The organism is Alkalihalobacillus sp. TS-13, from assembly GCF_019720915.1.
Lineage (GTDB): Bacteria > Bacillota > Bacilli > Bacillales > Fictibacillaceae > Pseudalkalibacillus.
On record NZ_JAHKSI010000002.1, the window covers coordinates 210,455 to 227,203 of the forward strand.

General features: G+C 44.8%; 12 protein-coding genes. 2 read left to right on the top strand and 10 right to left on the bottom strand.

All coding sequences use genetic code 11. From position 1 onward, the window contains the following. Positions 1-278: 278 nt before the first annotated feature. Together KOL94_RS17795 and KOL94_RS17800 are read right to left on the bottom strand one after the other, a co-directional pair. Positions 279-1,178 (bottom strand): DMT family transporter, encoded by a 900-nt coding sequence (locus KOL94_RS17795; protein ID WP_221567947.1) that lies wholly within the window; start codon positions 1,176-1,178, stop codon positions 279-281. Positions 1,179-1,427: 249 nt separating this feature from the next. After that, a complete protein-coding gene (locus KOL94_RS17800) occupies positions 1,428-2,270 on the bottom strand; it encodes an STAS domain-containing protein (RefSeq protein WP_483298090.1) in 843 nt (280 codons plus the stop codon). Positions 2,271-2,564: 294 nt separating this feature from the next. Between KOL94_RS17800 and KOL94_RS17805 the strand changes: the two genes are divergently transcribed. Next, positions 2,565-3,212 carry a spore coat protein gene (locus tag KOL94_RS17805; protein WP_221568250.1) on the top strand — a complete coding sequence of 216 codons (648 nt, stop codon included), beginning with the start codon at positions 2,565-2,567 and terminating at the stop codon, positions 3,210-3,212. A 321-nt stretch (positions 3,213-3,533) separates the two neighbouring features. On the opposite strand, the gene KOL94_RS17810 is transcribed toward KOL94_RS17805, so the two are convergent. The 4 genes from KOL94_RS17810 to KOL94_RS17825 all read right to left on the bottom strand — a co-directional run bounded on the left by KOL94_RS17810 (position 3,534) and on the right by KOL94_RS17825 (position 9,228). Beyond that, a complete protein-coding gene (locus tag KOL94_RS17810; protein ID WP_221567949.1) occupies positions 3,534-5,210 on the bottom strand; it encodes a glycerol-3-phosphate dehydrogenase/oxidase in 1,677 nt (558 codons plus the stop codon). Positions 5,211-5,501: 291 nt separating this feature from the next. Beyond that, positions 5,502-6,992, bottom strand: a complete 1,491-nt coding sequence (glpK, locus tag KOL94_RS17815; RefSeq protein WP_221567950.1) for a glycerol kinase GlpK — start codon at positions 6,990-6,992, stop codon at positions 5,502-5,504. Between the two features lie 15 nt (positions 6,993-7,007). Then, positions 7,008-7,850, bottom strand: coding sequence for an MIP/aquaporin family protein (locus tag KOL94_RS17820; protein WP_221567951.1), 843 nt, complete (start codon positions 7,848-7,850; stop codon positions 7,008-7,010). An 829-nt stretch (positions 7,851-8,679) separates the two neighbouring features. Next, a complete protein-coding gene (locus KOL94_RS17825) occupies positions 8,680-9,228 on the bottom strand; it encodes a glycerol-3-phosphate responsive antiterminator (RefSeq protein WP_221567952.1) in 549 nt (182 codons plus the stop codon). A gap of 213 nt (positions 9,229-9,441) precedes the next feature. Here KOL94_RS17825 and KOL94_RS17830 point away from each other — a divergent pair, with 213 nt between their 5' ends. Continuing rightward, positions 9,442-12,651: a M36 family metallopeptidase gene (locus KOL94_RS17830; RefSeq protein WP_260412511.1), complete on the top strand. Its 3,210-nt coding sequence runs from the start codon at positions 9,442-9,444 to the stop codon at positions 12,649-12,651. 582 nt (positions 12,652-13,233) lie between these two features. Here KOL94_RS17830 and KOL94_RS17835 read toward each other — a convergent pair. From KOL94_RS17835 to KOL94_RS17845, 4 genes are all read right to left on the bottom strand, one after another. Beyond that, positions 13,234-13,776: a histidine phosphatase family protein gene (locus tag KOL94_RS17835; protein ID WP_221567953.1), complete on the bottom strand. Its 543-nt coding sequence runs from the start codon at positions 13,774-13,776 to the stop codon at positions 13,234-13,236. 4 nt (positions 13,777-13,780) lie between these two features. Then, positions 13,781-13,915, bottom strand: a complete 135-nt coding sequence (locus tag KOL94_RS25385; RefSeq protein ID WP_260412512.1) for a hypothetical protein — start codon at positions 13,913-13,915, stop codon at positions 13,781-13,783. Between the two features lie 82 nt (positions 13,916-13,997). Further along, complete coding sequence (locus tag KOL94_RS17840; protein WP_221567954.1) at positions 13,998-14,636, bottom strand: response regulator; 639 nt, start codon at positions 14,634-14,636, stop codon at positions 13,998-14,000. Further along, the gene (locus KOL94_RS17845) at positions 14,611-16,473 is read right to left on the bottom strand and encodes a GAF domain-containing sensor histidine kinase (protein WP_221567955.1); all 1,863 of its coding nucleotides are present in this window, start codon (positions 16,471-16,473) and stop codon (positions 14,611-14,613) included. The genes KOL94_RS17840 and KOL94_RS17845 overlap by 26 nt, the downstream gene beginning before the upstream one ends. Between the last annotated feature and the right edge of the window lie 276 nt (positions 16,474-16,749).

Consider the following 16,749-nt stretch of genomic DNA (forward strand, 5'->3'; position numbering starts at 1 on the left):
TAAGTCAGGTACCCTACTGGAGTCATAACAAAACAAATATCAATTATATGATTCAATGTTACTACGTTGAGAATTTTGACAGGTCATGAGAGTTTGTTCTTTTTTTCATAACAAACATGACGCTTAGCAGTTTGTCCAATTTTTCTTCTGACATCATCTCCACCACCTTTGAAAAAGGGACTAAAAGAAAAAGTGTCAGCCACTTCCAACACAACATTTTGGATTAAAACCTCAAAGTGTTAAGTTCGGAGAGACGCAGACACTTTTTTACAGACCCATCAGGCTGCTTTTTTGGATATGTTCCTATGTTTCTTCCCTAAACCATTTACGACGACAACACCAGAAATTGCAACGATACCACCGATCAAGGAAAGCGTGCTCGGCCATTCGTTCAACCAGAGCCATGCAACGAAAATCGCGATCACCGGCTCAACATAAAGCATACTCGTCACAGTGCTTGCTCGTCCTAATGAAAGGGCGGTCGCCCATGTGATATACGCAATAGCTGCGGGAAATATTCCTGTATAAAGCGCTGATAAGTTTGCTTCGAGCGTCGCCTGTTGAATCGATTCGAAAAGACCTGGGGTGAAAATGACAAATGGCAAGGTCCCTGCCCATGTAAAATAAGCAGTCAATTCAAGCGGCGTATATCGGTAGTGAAGTGACTTTTGAAAAACGAAAAAAACAGATGTTGCAATCGCTGCCATCAGTACCAATAAGGCGCCTTGCGAAATACTGAAGGAGGAGCCTGAAGTACCTAAAGTAATTAAAATAATGCCGATGAAGCCGATGCTAAGTCCTATCCATCCAGCGGCTCCAGGATGTTCTTTTAAAACAAGTACTGCAATCAAAGCGGTGAATACAGGTGTCGATCCGATCAACATTCCAGCCGTTCCTGCAGATACGGTCAGTTCCCCAAATGTTACGCCAATATTGTAAAGGGTGATGCCGACGAATCCGAGCAGCATTATTTTGACAAGATCCTTTTTATCTGGGACACGGATCCGGATCCCCGGCAAAAGTGCCAGAACGATGAAGATCATTGATGCAATAAAATAACGTGTGAACACTAGATGCCCTGCCGTATAGCCACCATGTAAACTTGCACGAATCGCAGCGAACGTCGATCCCCAAATGACGACTGTTGTAAGTGCCATCATAAATGCTTTTGCGTTCATGCCCCTCCCCCTAACATATGTAAATATCCTCTTTAATTCGAAGGTATCACCATGGGAAATGAAAAGCAATGAAATAGATTTATGATGGGCAACTTCCTTTACATAAACGAGGAATAAGTTTTAGATTTATGCTTATTGCTTCTAGAAATTTTGCCGGAAAAATTGAAAGGAATACAGTAACAGAAAAGAAGCTTACCCAAAAGCACTTCTATCGAGGCTTTTTGGGTAAGCTCCCTTTTCATTAACGTATCAGTTATCACCGACGAGGTTTGCACTGATTGCTTGTTGCAGGTTTCCTCTGACTTCTGCTTTATCTCTGAACGATAGTCCTTCTTTCACCATTTTACTGGCAATATCAGCTCGCATACCTGTAATGATCGCCTTACATCCCATCAATGAAATACCATCAATGACTTTTAGAAGATGGTGGGTAACATCTGATTCCATCTGCGCAACCCCAGAAAGGTCGATAATCAAGGTCTCGATTCGTCCTCTGCTTACTTCTTCCAATACTTTATCTTCTATCGTTTCCGAACGGAATTCATCAATGGCGCCAATCAATGGAAAAATAGCGGTAGATGCGTTGATCGGTATGATTTGAACAGATAGATTTTCTACCAATTTCTTTTCTCTTTCAAGCAATTTATCTTTGAACGTGGAATAGCTTATAAAGAAATTGTTCAGGAAAAGATCGATATGTTCATTGACCGTTCTTTCCGTTGAATAGAATTCTTCTCGACAATCGGATTTATTAAGTGATTTGTCATATTGATAGAGGAAACTCCACAATGTTCTACGGATTGCATGCACCCAGTCCAATTTGAACGTCAAGGTCATCGAATACTTTGCCCAGACTATGCCTTCCTGTTTTGCGAAAGCAACTAATTTCTCAGTTTCTTGATTGACGACATAACCGATGAGTCTATGTGCATTTTCCAAAAGATTGATGTTCCCGATCATCTGGATTTCCTCAATCTTATCTCTTACATTATCGGCTTCCGTGAGTAAGTTTTCCTCGATTGCTTCTTTATGTTTTTCAAGGAATTTTGTAATTTGCTCTCCTTCTTGTAAAACTAAACTCAAAACAATCACCCTTTCCATTAAGAGAAGTTTGTTTTATATACCAAGCATAGTGATGTGTAATACTGATTGATTATATGTATCACTATAATAATTTTTATCTTACCAAAGTCTGATAATTTCGTAAATAAAGAAGACTTTTAAATACATGTTTTGAGGGTACAGTTGAAACACTAACTAGGTAAACTACACATTCGGGAGGAATAAATTGTGCAAAATCAAATGAATCCAAATGGTATGCAGCATTTACCAGGAAACACTAATATGCAGCAGAATGTTAAGCAATTCGCACCGCCTGCTGGAAACATGCAACAAAACCAAACCCAGCCTCAACCTGGAATGCAGCAAAATCCTGCTCAACAGCAAAATCGGATGGCACCGAGTATGAATCATGGCGGCCATGAAATGTTCGACAGCCATGAAGTTCTTTCTTCAATCATCGGCATGTTGGATCAGTACCTTATTTATGATCAATTCGTTAAGGATCAAGAGCTGCGAACGATTCTATATCGTCAGCATAGTTTTATCACCGACCTGTACAACACCATCGTCGAAGCCTTTTCGACCGGTCAAAAACCGACCCACTCGACACGTGTTTATAAAATGCAGCAAAACAACGACACGGTGTATGGACTGAGTCCTGGTCAACCGAAAAAGCCCTTCACTTCAGCAAATCAAGTGAATGATGAAAGCGTGTCAGGATACATGCTCGGTCTAGCTAAGTCTACCTCTTCTTTATTAGCAATGACCGCTTTGGAAATGACGAACCCTGTGTTAAGAAGAGTGATTGCGGACAGTGTGCCGAATTTTATTGAAATGGCCTATGAAATCTACCTATATCAGAACAAACATCACTACTATCAGGTTCCGCAGCTTGCACAACAAGATATGGCACAAATGTTGCAAAGCTATGCCCCTGCTCAAAACATGCAACCGAATCAGTACCGGCAATAGGTTTTTTCGAAAAGGAAGCTGGCCATCTCGGCCAGCTTTTTTCATTATTTGGTTTGTTTGTGTGTGTTTTGGTACCGGTTTGAGCAATTTTGATGTGATCTTGAGCTATTTTCGATATCATCTTGAGCAATTTCGATGTGATCTTGAGCAATTTTGATGTGATCTTGAGCTATTTTCGATATCATCTTGAGCAATTTCGATGTGATCTTGAGCAATTTTGATGTCAGCTTGAGCAATTCGGTACAATCTTACTACGATCAAAGCTCTACACTACAATCAAAGCTCCACATTTTAAACAAACGCCTCGCTCCTACACAACTATCAAATCGCTGTCTCAGGATCCTCCAGATCCATCGGTGTCGTAGAGTGGGTCAGATGTTCTTCAAGTTCGACCTCATAAATCTGTTTCTCATCATCTGTCCAGCCTAATTGTACTGCCATTGATTCGATGACTGGCGTTTTCCACTTGAAGACCCATTCGATATCGAAAAAGAGTGCTCCGGTCCGACGGATGAAGAAATCAATCGGTTTGGTTGCCATTTCTTCATCTATGCTGTATTGCAAAACAGCCCGTAAATACTTCGGCATTCCATCTCCATCTTCCAACCCTTTGTAGATTTCATAAATTGGATCAATGTTCGAACCATAGCGTTGGACGAGGATTTCTGCCAGCTTTTCCTTCAGTCCCAGCTTCATGCCTTGCTCAACTTTAGATTTTTTAAAAGTCTCAAATCCACCTGAACCGCCGACGTCACCACCTGAGATCGGCAAGTGTTTCGTATTGCATCCTGGATAAGTGCCGACTCCCTCTTCCCTCAATTGTTCTGTAGTAAGGTTGACGATGCTGTCAGCCATTTTACGGTATCCTGTCAATTTCCCGCCTGCAATCGTGATCAAGCCAGAATTCGAAATGAAGATTTCATCTTTACGTGAGATCTCTGACGGGTCCTTTCCTTCCTCATGGATAAGCGGTCGCAATCCTGCCCAGCTTGACTCCACATCCTCAGTAGTTATTTTTAAGTCGGGGAACATGAAGTCGATTGCGCCTAACACGTACTCACGGTCTTCATTTGTCATTCTTGGTTTAGCGATATTTTCGTTGTACGTCGTATCGGTCGTCCCCACATACGTCTTACCATCTCTCGGAATCGCGAAAACCATCCGTCCATCCGGTGTATCAAAATAGATTGCCTGCTGCAAAGGAAAACGTTCCTGGTCGAAGACGAGATGAATCCCTTTCGTCAAATGTAACGTCTTCCCTTCCTTCGACTTGTCGCGATCCCTCAATGTATCAACCCAAGGGCCAGCTGCATTGATGATTTTTTTCGTACGGACCTTATATGTTCCACCACCAAGTTGATCCTTTAAGACAACCCCGACAGCTCGCCCGTTTTCATAGATAAAATCTTCCACTTTTACATAATTGGCTGCGTTGACGCCATGTTCGACTGCTTTCTTAAGAACTTCAATCGTAAGGCGGGCATCGTCGGTACGGTATTCGACGTAGTAGCCGCCGCCCTTCAAGCCTTCCTTTTTCAAAGTCGGTTCTTTCTCAAGCGTTTCTGTAGCACTCAGCATTTTCCTTCGTTCTCCTCGTTTCACGCCTGCTAAAAAATCATAAACCAGCAGGCCGATCGAGGTGCTGAATTTTCCGAACGTCCCGCCTTTATAAATCGGCAGCAGCATCCATTCCGGCGTCGTGACATGTGGTCCATTTTCATAGACGATCGCGCGTTCTTTACCGACTTCTGCAACCATCTTGATTTCAAACTGCTTTAGGTACCGAAGTCCACCATGCACCAATTTTGTTGAGCGGCTGGACGTTCCCGCGGCAAAATCCTGCATGTCGACAAGGGCTGTTTTCATGCCTCGGGTTGCAGCGTCCAGTGCTACACCAGCACCTGTAATGCCACCTCCGATAACGAACACATCGTATTCTTCTTGTTCCATAGCTTCTAATTTCTCTATTCGGTCTCTGCTTGAAAATGAAGGTTTCATCCTCTGCACTCCTTTTTAGTTGGGTCTGTCATGCTTATTTGATGATCTTTTATAAAAAATTCACGACACTCCTGTGGAGCGTCCACGGAAAAAGGGTGAATTTCGCAATCTTCAGAACGATTTGAATTTCGATTTTCTATCTTTATCATAGGTATTGACGTCTTCTGGTTTTCATTAAACAAAAAGAGACCACAACTCCCCTATAAGTACCATAGTGTTGGCTTATAAGGTGTTGCGGTCTCTCCATTTCTCCGACCAGAATATTAACTTGATTTTATCGTATCATATTTTTTACTTGAAAGCCATAGTTGCGTGGACTGCTTTTTTCCAGCCTTCATAAAGCGAGTCGCGTTCTTTTTCACCCATTTTATTCGAGAAGGTGCGATCCACTTTCCATTGCTTCGCGATCTCAGAGCGATCCTTCCAATACCCGACTGCAAGTCCTGCCAGGTATGCGGCTCCGAGAGCTGTCGTTTCGTTCACGACTGGACGTTCAACAGGCACACCCAATACATCACTTTGGAATTGGGAGAGGAAATTGTTCTTCACAGCACCACCGTCAACGCGGAGTGCTTTTAATGAAATATTCGAATCAGCTTCCATCGCGGTAAGTACATCCTTTGTCTGATACGCAAGTGATTCAAGCGTCGCTCTAACAAAATGCTCTTTAGACGTCCCTCGCGTGATACCGAAGACAGCTCCTCTTACATCGCTGTCCCAATACGGTGTACCTAGTCCGACAAAGGCAGGAACGACATAGACACCCTCCGTTGACTCCACGCGCTCAGCATATTTTTCACTGTCAGCCGCATTCTTGAACATTCTCAACCCATCACGTAGCCATTGGACTGCTGATCCGGCAACGAAAATACTTCCTTCAAGTGCATATTCGACCTTTCCATCGATTCCCCAGGCGATCGTCGTCAACAGCCCGTGATCAGATGTGACAGCTTTTTCCCCAGTATTCATCAGCATGAAACAGCCTGTCCCGTATGTGTTCTTGGCCATTCCTTCTTCATAACACGCTTGCCCGAACAACGCAGCTTGTTGGTCACCCGCGACGCCCGCGATCGGGATCGATTGACCGAAGAAATGATGTTCCACCGTATGTCCGTAAATTTCAGACGATGGCTTGACCTCTGGAAGCATCGACTTCGGTACTTCAAGAATGTCGAGCAATTCGTCATCCCATTTCAATTCGTGGATGTTAAACATCAAGGTTCTCGATGCATTGGAATAATCCGTCACATGCGCTTTGCCGCCTGTCATTTTCCAGATCATCCAGGAATCGATCGTCCCGAACATCAAGTCTCCGGCTTCCGCTTTTTCACGAGCACCTTCAACGTTATCAAGGATCCACTTCACCTTAGTCCCAGAAAAATAGGCGTCGATCAAGAGGCCTGTCTTTTTTCTGAATGTCTCATTATGGCCTTTTGATTTCAGTTCGTCACAAATGCCAGCAGTCTGACGGGATTGCCAGACGATTGCGTTATAGATCGGCTTTTCTGTGTTTTTATCCCAAACGACAGTCGTTTCCCGTTGGTTCGTGATACCGATGCCGGCAATCTGTTCAGGCTTTGTATCGGTTTCGGATAAAACTTGTGCGATGACGGCGAGGACCGATCCCCAGATTTCGTTGGCATTATGTTCCACCCAGCCGGACTTTGGAAAGTGCTGTGTGAATTCTTTTTGAGAAGTATGGACGATTTCGCCTTCCTTGTTGAAAAGGATGGCACGTGTACTTGTCGTTCCCTGATCTAGTGATAGAATGTATTTTTCCATGTCATCTTCCTCCCCTTATTGGATGGTTTCTTTAAGTCTTGCTGGAGATGCTTTCTCTTTTACTGGTACTTCTTTTTCACTTGTCATGTAGGCTGCTGATAACACGAGTAGAATCAGCGCTCCTACGATCCAGAAGGCTAGCGAATCGATACCAAGGAACATCCTTTTATAAAACAGGGCACCGAATACCCCGCCCAAGATCGGACCGACGATTGGGATCCATGCATATCCCCAGTCTGATGATCCTTTCCCGACAATCGGTAATACAAAATGTGCGATTCTCGGGCCTAAGTCACGAGCTGGATTGATTGCATAACCCGTCGTACCGCCAAGTGATAGTCCGATGGCGACTATCAAAAATCCGACAATCAACGGATTCAGTCCTTCAGTGAATTCATTCGCCCCAATCGCGAGCAATCCGAGCAAAAGGACAAAAGTCCCGATGACCTCACTTAATAGATTCGAAAAAGAATGCCTGATTGCAGGGTCTGTTGAAAAGACAGCCCGTTTCAATTCTGGTTCTTCCGTTTCTCTCCAATGCGGCAGATAATGGAAGTAAACGATGACCGCCCCAAGGAAGGCTCCGATCATCTGAGCTATGATGTATTTCGGTACTTGAGCCCATGGGAATTCCCCGATTGAGGCAAGGCCGAGTGTAACAGCAGGATTGATATGTGCCCCGCTGATTCCACCAACAGCGTAAACCGCAACTGCCACTGCAAGCCCCCATCCCATTGTAATGACGATCCAGCCGGAATCTTGTGCCTTTGTCTTCTTTAATACGACACCACCGACTACGCCACCTCCTAAAATGATCAAAATCATCGTACCCATGATTTCTGCCATAAATGTCGACATACTCATTCCTCCTGTGGTTGTGATGAAAACCTTTTCAAAAAAATACTTCGTTCGGATGGATCATTTGCGCAAAATGATTTAACTATATGTTCGTCATGAACAGAGAAATTTTGACAATAACAAAAGTGCTGCATATAAATACCTGTTTTTCTAGTAAGTCTTCGTTAAGTTCTTAGGTGAGTTGAAATTTCCTTTTAGCGAAATTTGCGACACTCCTACGGGAAAAGCGAGCCAGGCGAGACCACCACAGCGAATTAAGGATCTTCGACTAACTGCCACCACACCCTGCGCCTGCAGTTACTCGGCGCAAAACTCCAAGGATGGTATGTAAATCCGTGTTCTTGTGGTGAACGCCGAAGCCAGCATAAGGAAAGCTTCTAAGAATTCTCATCGCAGACACAAAGATGATTTCATTCATCCTGTGCAAGTGAACGAGGAGGCTCGCGGAAGTGGGTTAATACAGGGAAGTGATGTCTAGCTCAGCGACCAGTCACTTGGATCACTTCAAACTTCCTGCGGCGGCAACACATTGATTGACATCCTTATGAGTTAGCCCACGCAGAACCAAGTCTTTGTTTGGTTCGAGCCTCCTCGTCAGTTTTCCAGTGACCTACGTGCCTAACCGGGTCGCTTCCGCTTTTCGTTTGCCCGCGGCAAGGGAGTGAATCTCGCATAAATCAGTCAAAAGAAAAAATCCACACGAATCTCCCCATTCATGAAATGGGTGATACGTGTGGATCTCCTGTTCTCCGTCACATGACTATTAACTTGTCCACTAGGTTACACGATGCTGAAAACGCTGTCAATCATTATTTCCATTACAATCACATTACAAATGTTTCCAAAGCTCCGTCCTCGAGGTCGTGACCGCTGTCGCACCAGCATCCAGAGCTCTTTCCACATCATCGATCGTCCGGATCAAGCCACCTGCTAAAATGGGAATTCCTGTATTTTCATGAACCTCCGTAATAATTGGAGGCATAATGCCCGGAAGGACTTCGATATAGTCCGGCTTCGTTTTTTCAAGCAATGAATAGCTCTTTTTCAAGGCACTTGAGTCGAGGAGAAACAGCCTTTGGATCGCGAGAAGTCCTTTTTTCTTCGCGGTCAGAATGACACTCGCTCTCGTAGAAATGAGGCCATCCACTTTGAATTCCTGTGCAAGGAATTCAGCAGCATGGTCGTCATTTTTCAAACCCTGGATCAGGTCCACATGGACAAGCAGCTTCTTCCCATGGTGCTTAGTTGTCTTAGAGAGACTCTTCAACTGGCTGATGTGACTATCCAGCAACACAAGATATTCATAATTGCTTTCCAATAATTTCTCAAAATCCTTCATATTTCGGATTGCAGGAAGGATTTTCTGATTGATCGCCATGCGTTCCACCCCTTTTTAGATGTTTCCATTTTAGTCATTGAAACGGAAAAATACAATTTCAAACATACACTCCTATTCCATTAGTAGTACACCACTGTAGGTCCTTCAAATAAACCTGATAGGCTGTTGTCAGTATTTGCAGGTTTATGTAAAGGAGACCGTGATTTACTGGAGAAAAATGCTGTTAATACAATTTTCAGGGGAGGAGTCATTTTGAAAAAACGAAGTCTACTAACTGTGTTAAGTCTAACATTGCTCGCAGGACAGGTCCTTATGACAAGTGGTGGAAATGCAGCACAATCCACTGGCTCGATAAATGAAACAGATGAACATCATCATTCCATTGTGGAAGATGTCCGTGATGCTGCGGATCGGGTTTTACCAACGGAAGTCCAGCTTGAAGCAGCAGATACACTCATCAAGAATGCTGGTGCTGGAACGAAGATTGAATGGAACAGTCTCTTCGGAACTCCCTCTACCATCATAAAAGAAAGGGGCTATCTTACAGAGGGTTCGAATGAGGATGCAGAAACCGTAGCAAGTAACTGGCTGAAAGAGAATGCGGCGCTTTTCGGTTTATCTTCAGCAGAAATTGATACGCTGAATGTGATCCGAGACTATGCAATGAAAGACACAGGACTTCACCCGGTGACATTCCAGCAGACGTTTGATGGAATCGAATCGGTTTATGGGGGACGGATCATTGTCGCTGTCAATAAAGACGGTAAAATTTTATCGGTAACAAGCAACGTGAGCCGATCGAAATCGGTTGCTGGAGACTTCGTCCTTTCTTCGGCCGACGCGCTGAAAAAAGCAGTCGAACTTGAAGCAGGAGATTTAGAGTACAAACCTGAATCTCTTGGAACGGAACATGGCTGGGACGTTTTCGATGGCGGTGACGTCCTTCCTGCAAAACAACGGGTTAAAAAAGCCACATTTGTAACGTCTGATGGAGTCCGCCCAGCTTACCGTGTCCTTTTCATTGAAGAGCTGAATGAAGGGTACGAGCTTGTTATAGATGCAGAAACTGGTGAACGGCTTTACAAACGTTCCCTTGTCGACTATTTGCTGGAACCAGAGGGTTTGATTTTTGAAAATTATCCTGGAGCAGCACAAGGTGGCAACCAAGTTGTCAAATCGTTCAAAGGAGATCCGGATGCCTCCCCACAAGGCTGGCTTCTTCCGGGTACAGATCTCGGTGTGACGACATTCGGAAACAACGCGAATTCATTTGCGAACTGGAGCAACTTTCTGGTTCCTGTCGATCAAGCCGTACGACCGGTTGCACCGACTGGCGAATTCAGTTTCACTTTTAAAAATTCATGGCAGGAAACCGAAGGTCAGACCGTTCCTCCATCTTACGCTGATGATCTCAACAGCGCAGCGACCAACTTGTTTTACCATCATAACCTGTTCCATGATTACTACTACAATCTAGGATGGGTTGAAGAGGCAGGTAACATGCAATATTCGAACTTCGGAAAAGGCGGTGTCGACGGGGACGCGATCCTTGGTCTGGTCCAGGCTGGCGCAGTATCTGGCGGTGCACCGACTTATACTGGCCGGGACAATGCTTACATGCTGACATTGCCGGATGGAATTCCTGCATGGAGCGGCATGTTCCTATGGGAACCGATTGCCGGTGCTTTTGAAGGTGAATATGCAGATGGGGACTTTGATGCTGGTATCATCTATCATGAATACTCCCATGCGTTGTCGAATCGTCTCGTAGCTGGGGGCGAAGCGCTCGGCAGCCACCAATCCGGTTCCATGGGCGAAGGCTGGGGAGACTGGTACGGTATGCACTATCTCGTTAAAAATGGATTGCAGGAGAAACCTGTCGTCGGCGCTTATGTGACTGGCAACGATGAGCGCGGGATCCGCAGCTATTCCCTTGACGATGCCCCGTATAACTACGGAGATATTGGGTATGACATCGTCGGTCCTGAAGTCCACTCTGACGGGGACATATGGGCAGCGATCTTATGGCATATGAGAGAAGAATTGATTGAACGGTACGGTAAAGAAGAGGGTGAATCCGTTGCGGAACATTTGGTCATTGATGCGATGCCGATTTCAGTACCGGATCCATCGATGAAGGATATGCGGACAGCGATCATTGCAGCAGACTTCGAGCGTTATGACGGCGAGCATTATGATGCATTGTGGACTGCTTTCGCGCAACGAGGACTAGGTGCTGACGCTCAATCAAACGGAGGAGATGATACGGATCCAGTTCCTGCATTCAATCACCCGGATGGCGAGCGTAACGGACAGCTTGTCGGTAAAGTGATCAATGCATCTACGAATCAACCAATCTCGGATGCTCGCATTATGATTGGAGAGTTCGAGGCACGCACAACCCCTGTCTCCATTACAGGTGAAAAAGGTAGTTTTGCAACGTATATGGTGGGAGGTACCTATGACATCACCATCCAGGCCAAAGGATTCGGTTCACGAACAATCCGTGATGTCGAAATCAAGCCTGGCGAGAAAAATCGATTAGCGTTCGAATTATCGCCGAACGTTGCTTCCTCCTTCAATGGTGCAGCGATAAACAGTGTGTCTGGTGAATCCGATAGTAATCCTGTCAAACTCGCGATCGACGATACAGAAGCTAGTGTTTACGCATCAGATACGCAGGAAAATGGATTCAAAGGTTCAGAGTTTGTCGTTGATCTGGCTGGAGATAAAGCCGTCGATGTGTCCCATATCCAGGTGAGTGCTGCGAAGGATGTTTCGGCAAACCGATTCGCAACCTTGAAAAACTTCAGCGTACAAGCTTCTGTCGATGGTGAAAACTGGACGACTGTAGCCCGGGATGCATTCGACGCTCAAAAACCGAGACCGACTATCGCAGACTTGCATTACCGTGGATTCGATCTGGAAGAACCGGTTCAGGCGAAATACCTGAAATTTGTAGCGCACAGCGCGCAAGACAATTCAAAAGGGTATGTCCAAGTCGCAGAGCTTCAAGCCTTCTCAGAAGGTAAAGCGAAAATCGAGCCGATCGTGGAGGAACCTACGGAACCATTTGTGACTGAAGGAACGGTCCAAGCGGGTAATGCCGGAACTGGGATCGGCAGCCTGGCAGGGGTTCCTGCGACCCTAGCTGTTACGGAAAATGAATTCGTAACGACGCAAAACCCTGAGCCAGCATCCCAGGGCGTAGATGGATATGTTGTCAGCCTGCCTGAAGAATTTGGTGACGGAATCCACAATTTCATGCTGGAAGGCTCAAGTGAGAGCGATTATGATTACGACGTCTATTTCTACAATGGAAACTTCGAGTTGATCGGTGGCGTCGCAACTGCTGGTGCCAACGAAACCGGCGTGATCCCCGGCGGCACCAAATACGTTTACGTCGGCCTCTACTCTGGCGCCAATGTTCCATTCACATTTACAGCAACAAGCCCATATTAAAAAGCGTTGGAAAAAGCGGCTTTCGAAGGTTACATCCTTCGGACCGCTTTTTTCTTTTTTAAGATAATTCTTTAGTTTTAAGCTCTAATTGATTTTTGCGAAATCCACTCCCTTTCCGCGGGCAAACGAAAAGCGGAAGCGACCCGGTTAGGCACGTAGGTCACTGGAAAACGGACGAGGAGGCTCGAACCAAACAAAGACTTGGTTCTGCGTGGGCTAACTCATAAGGATGTCAATCAATCTGTTGCCGCCGCAGGAAGTTTGAAGTGATCCAAGTGACTGGTCGCTGAGCTAGACATCACTTCCCTGTATTAACCCACAGGATGTGGGCTGGCTTCGACGTTCACCACAGGACGTACTTGTACAGGATGTACTGACTTCGACGTTCACCATAGGACGTGGTGGTATTTAGTCGAAGTTCATTATTTTAGTCGAAAATCCTTTAAAAGAGTGTGGGATCTCGCCTGGATCGATTTTCCAGCAGGAGTGTCGCGAATTTCGGTTAAAATCAACAGAACGCTTTAACAGTGCCAAAAATAATAGGGAAAGGAGGCAAGAATTTGCCTCCTTTCCCTATTATTTTTACTTATCCCATAGCCGTTCCAGCTTGTGGTCATTATCCTTAAATGAAACCAGGTATACGTCCGGGTTACTGAGCTGTTTCCATTCTTCAAAACCGTATGTATCATCGAAATGCTTCAGCAGTAAGGTCATCAAATTGCCATGCGTGACGAGAATGACATTTTGTTCTGATCGCTCTATCAGCTCAACGAACAAACTTTTTGCCCGATCCATCGCTTCCTGACTCGATTCCCCTCCAGGCAATTTCATCGACAAATCAACAAAAGAATGGCGTAATTTTTCAAGCCAATCATCATGATTTTCCGTACTTAAAATTCGCTCAGAAAGACGGTCATCTGTTTCCACTGACATCTTCAAGGCTTTTGCCGTCAGTTCGATTGATTGTTGCGCTCGTGTGAAAGGACTGGAGATGATCCTGTCAATCTGGATCGTTGAGAAAAATTCCGCAAGTTCCTCTGCCTGGTTGTGCCCTTCCTCCATTAACGGGGATTCAGGCGGCTGTCCCTCAGCTTTGCAATGTCTTACTACAAATAGTTTTTCCATGAGCCTAGTCTTCCCCTTTCACTTCCTCCTCGGGAGCCGGTACATTCGGATCGCCAACCTCAACCCCGGTCTTATCCCCTGGTCCGCTGCACCCGGTAATGATGATCAAACCGATTAAAATCATACTGATTCTTTTCAAAGGCTCCACTCCTTACCAACGAGTTTAACGGAAATCTCCGTTTCTCGTAATTAATCTGGCCAGTTGTAAAGCTGCAGAAAAATCATGGTAATGGAACGAGTTGGTTTTGGACAGCGTAGATGACGGCCTGGGATCTGCTCTTCACGTTGATTTTTTTGAAAATCTTGCTGACATGGATCTTCACAGTCTTGTCGCTGATGAACAACCTCTCTCCGATCTCCTTGTTGCTTAGACCATCAACAAGACATATCAACACTTCTTTTTCCCGTTCTGTCAGCTCCGATTTATCTGTTGTCTCATTTTTCTGGTTGTAATAGCCAAGGAGCTTTTTCGTCAAAGACGGATCGATGATGGATTCGCCCTTCGCTACGGTCCGAATCGCCTCGACAACTTGGACAGAAGGTGCGTCCTTCAACAAGTAGCCATCAGCCCCTTCGCGGATCGCTGCCATGAAATATTCGTCCATGCTGTGCATCGTCAGAATCAATACTTTGACATTGGGATAATCTCTTTTAAAAATTGCAGTCAGTTCTACACCGTTTTTATCAGGAAGATTGATGTCGAGCAATACGACATCCGGTTTCATTTCCTTGAGCACTTCAAGGGCTTCGTTTCCGTTGACTGCTTCCCCGACGACCTGGATGTCATCTTCCATTTCGAAAATATTTTTGAGGCCATCACGTAAAACCGCATGATCATCCACTAGCATGACGTTGATCATCTTCCATTCCTCCTTCGAACCCGAGCTTCGGGATCGTTAAATTGATTTCTGTACCTTTTCCTTCTTTACTATCGATCTGTAAGATAGCTTCGATTTTATCTGCCTGCTGGTTCATGCTCAGGATCCCGAAATGCGGGTCGTTCTTCGCCTTCACCATCGCGTCGAGTAAGGAAAAACCGATTCCATTGTCTGTCACTTTAAGGAGTACGTGTTCCTTCTGATAACTAAGCAGCACATTGACTTTCGTAGCCTCTGCATGCTTGATGATGTTTTGGAGACTCTCCTGGAAAATATCGAACATGACCTTTTCCACCATTGGACTAAGATAAATCGAGTTCCCTCTTTCTTCATATGTAATTTCTAGTCCCGTTTCTTGTTTGATGACATCGATTCGTTTTAAAACTGCTTGCGTCAATCCGACCCTTTCAGTTTCATAGGGTCTCAGCGCATAAATCGACTGCCGGATTTCTTTGAGACTATGCCGCAGCTTGCTGAGACTATCTTTGACAAGGTGGTGGGATTCAGGTGGTTTCTGTAAAAATTTCCGGTCAGCCGTTTCGAGCTTCATGACAGCTCCAGCAAGGGATTGTGCGACCCCGTCATGGATGTCGCGTGCAATCCGGTTCCGCTCTTCCAAGACCGTCCGCTTTTCTTGTTCCACGATCAGCATTCTTGTTTTTATGACAACTGCAAGCTGGTTTGCCAGAGTCGCGATCGATTGGACATCCTCTTTGCGGAAACTATTGTTTCGTGTCCTTCCAACAGCCAGCATACCAAGCAAAGTACCATCAAGGACAATCGGTGCATAGACCATTGCTTTTATAGCATGATGGAAACAAGCGGGAGTAAGCCCAGGATCTTTTTTCCGGTTTTGAAAGACCATTGGTTCTTTAATACCATCAAAATGGCGAACTTCCTCTTTACAATTTATTCTCCCTTTGGCTACTTGTCCGTGTTGAAACCGGACTTTCCATAGTCCATCTTCTTTTACCCATAATATGCTCGCATCCGCTTCCACAAACTCATTCAAGCTTGTCCTGATGGATTCAACCCATTCCTCAGATGGCAGCAACCGGTTCAATTCGGTCGAAATATTGAATAGTGCACTTAAGCGATTCCGTTCCGATTGGATCCGTGCGATGAATGAGCTTAGTAGAGCAAGACCGATCAGAGGTGAGAAAAAGAAGAAATAGGAATAGACATCGACTACACTACCCCGGTTTTGATTTCCGAGATAAAGCATGACACCGATATAACTGAGCGAGATGATTGCACTGACCGACTCTGATTTGAACTTCTTCATCCACAATCGGAAAGGATATACTTGTGGTCTGATGAGCAAAACAAGATCGACAAGAATATTATTGATAACAAAATAGAGAACGGTGATCATCCCCATGGAAAGCAATGCAAAGGGTATGAATGGTTCATCCGAGATGAATGTTCCATGTATGAAACGGGATATATAAATCGCTCCTATGAAGCTCAATACCAACTGAGAAGGGTTAAAAAACAGGATTCTCATAGGACGTTTTTGGACGATATTCACTGTCATCACGATCAGTGCATAGGTGATAACGACTGTTGGCAAGCCATACACGAGAAAAAATGTAAAGATGAGCGGAAAGCTTAGTGAGCTATGCCCTTTCCAAACAGCCATAGGAAAGAATTCTGTCAGAAAGAGGAACACCACGAAAAGCAATAAGACCATAAGATTTCCTGGCAGTTCAGCCGTATAGAAGGAAAATCCGATAGCAGCTAGACCGAGAATCGAAATGAATGACATGAACAAATTCGCATATGTTTCCTTTTTTTGAAGGTGTGAATCAGTTCCCATCTCATCCCCCTCTTTTCTCGTAATTTTCTGTCACTTTTTATTTTACATTGAAACTATCAAACAATAAAGAGTAACCATCTTTTTACAAGGCAAAGCGATAAGAATCCATTAAAATACCCGGAACTAGTAAAATGGTATTCCACTAACCAATTCCGGGTCCTATCCCAACAAAATGGGATTCGGTATGACCCATTATCTCAAATCGCATACCCATAACCAATTCAACCAAGGATATAAATCCAACTAGTACCTTTGATATATGGAAGAAATTACTTG

Bases quoted from the DNA above. Each gene is read 5' to 3' on its own strand.
- KOL94_RS17795 (WP_221567947.1), bottom strand. From the start codon at position 1,178: ATGAACGCAAAAGCATTTATGATGGCACTTACAACAGTCGTCATTTGG.
- KOL94_RS17805 (WP_221568250.1), top strand. From the start codon at position 2,565: ATGCAACAAAACCAAACCCAGCCTCAACCTGGAATGCAGCAAAATCCT.
- KOL94_RS17810 (WP_221567949.1), bottom strand. From the start codon at position 5,210: ATGAAACCTTCATTTTCAAGCAGAGACCGAATAGAGAAATTAGAAGCT.
- glpK (WP_221567950.1), bottom strand. From the start codon at position 6,992: ATGGAAAAATACATTCTATCACTAGATCAGGGAACGACAAGTACACGT.
- KOL94_RS17820 (WP_221567951.1), bottom strand. From the start codon at position 7,850: ATGTCGACATTTATGGCAGAAATCATGGGTACGATGATTTTGATCATT.
- KOL94_RS17825 (WP_221567952.1), bottom strand. From the start codon at position 9,228: ATGGCGATCAATCAGAAAATCCTTCCTGCAATCCGAAATATGAAGGAT.
- KOL94_RS17835 (WP_221567953.1), bottom strand. From the start codon at position 13,776: ATGGAAAAACTATTTGTAGTAAGACATTGCAAAGCTGAGGGACAGCCG.
- KOL94_RS17840 (WP_221567954.1), bottom strand. From the start codon at position 14,636: ATGATCAACGTCATGCTAGTGGATGATCATGCGGTTTTACGTGATGGC.
- KOL94_RS17845 (WP_221567955.1), bottom strand. From the start codon at position 16,473: ATGGGAACTGATTCACACCTTCAAAAAAAGGAAACATATGCGAATTTG.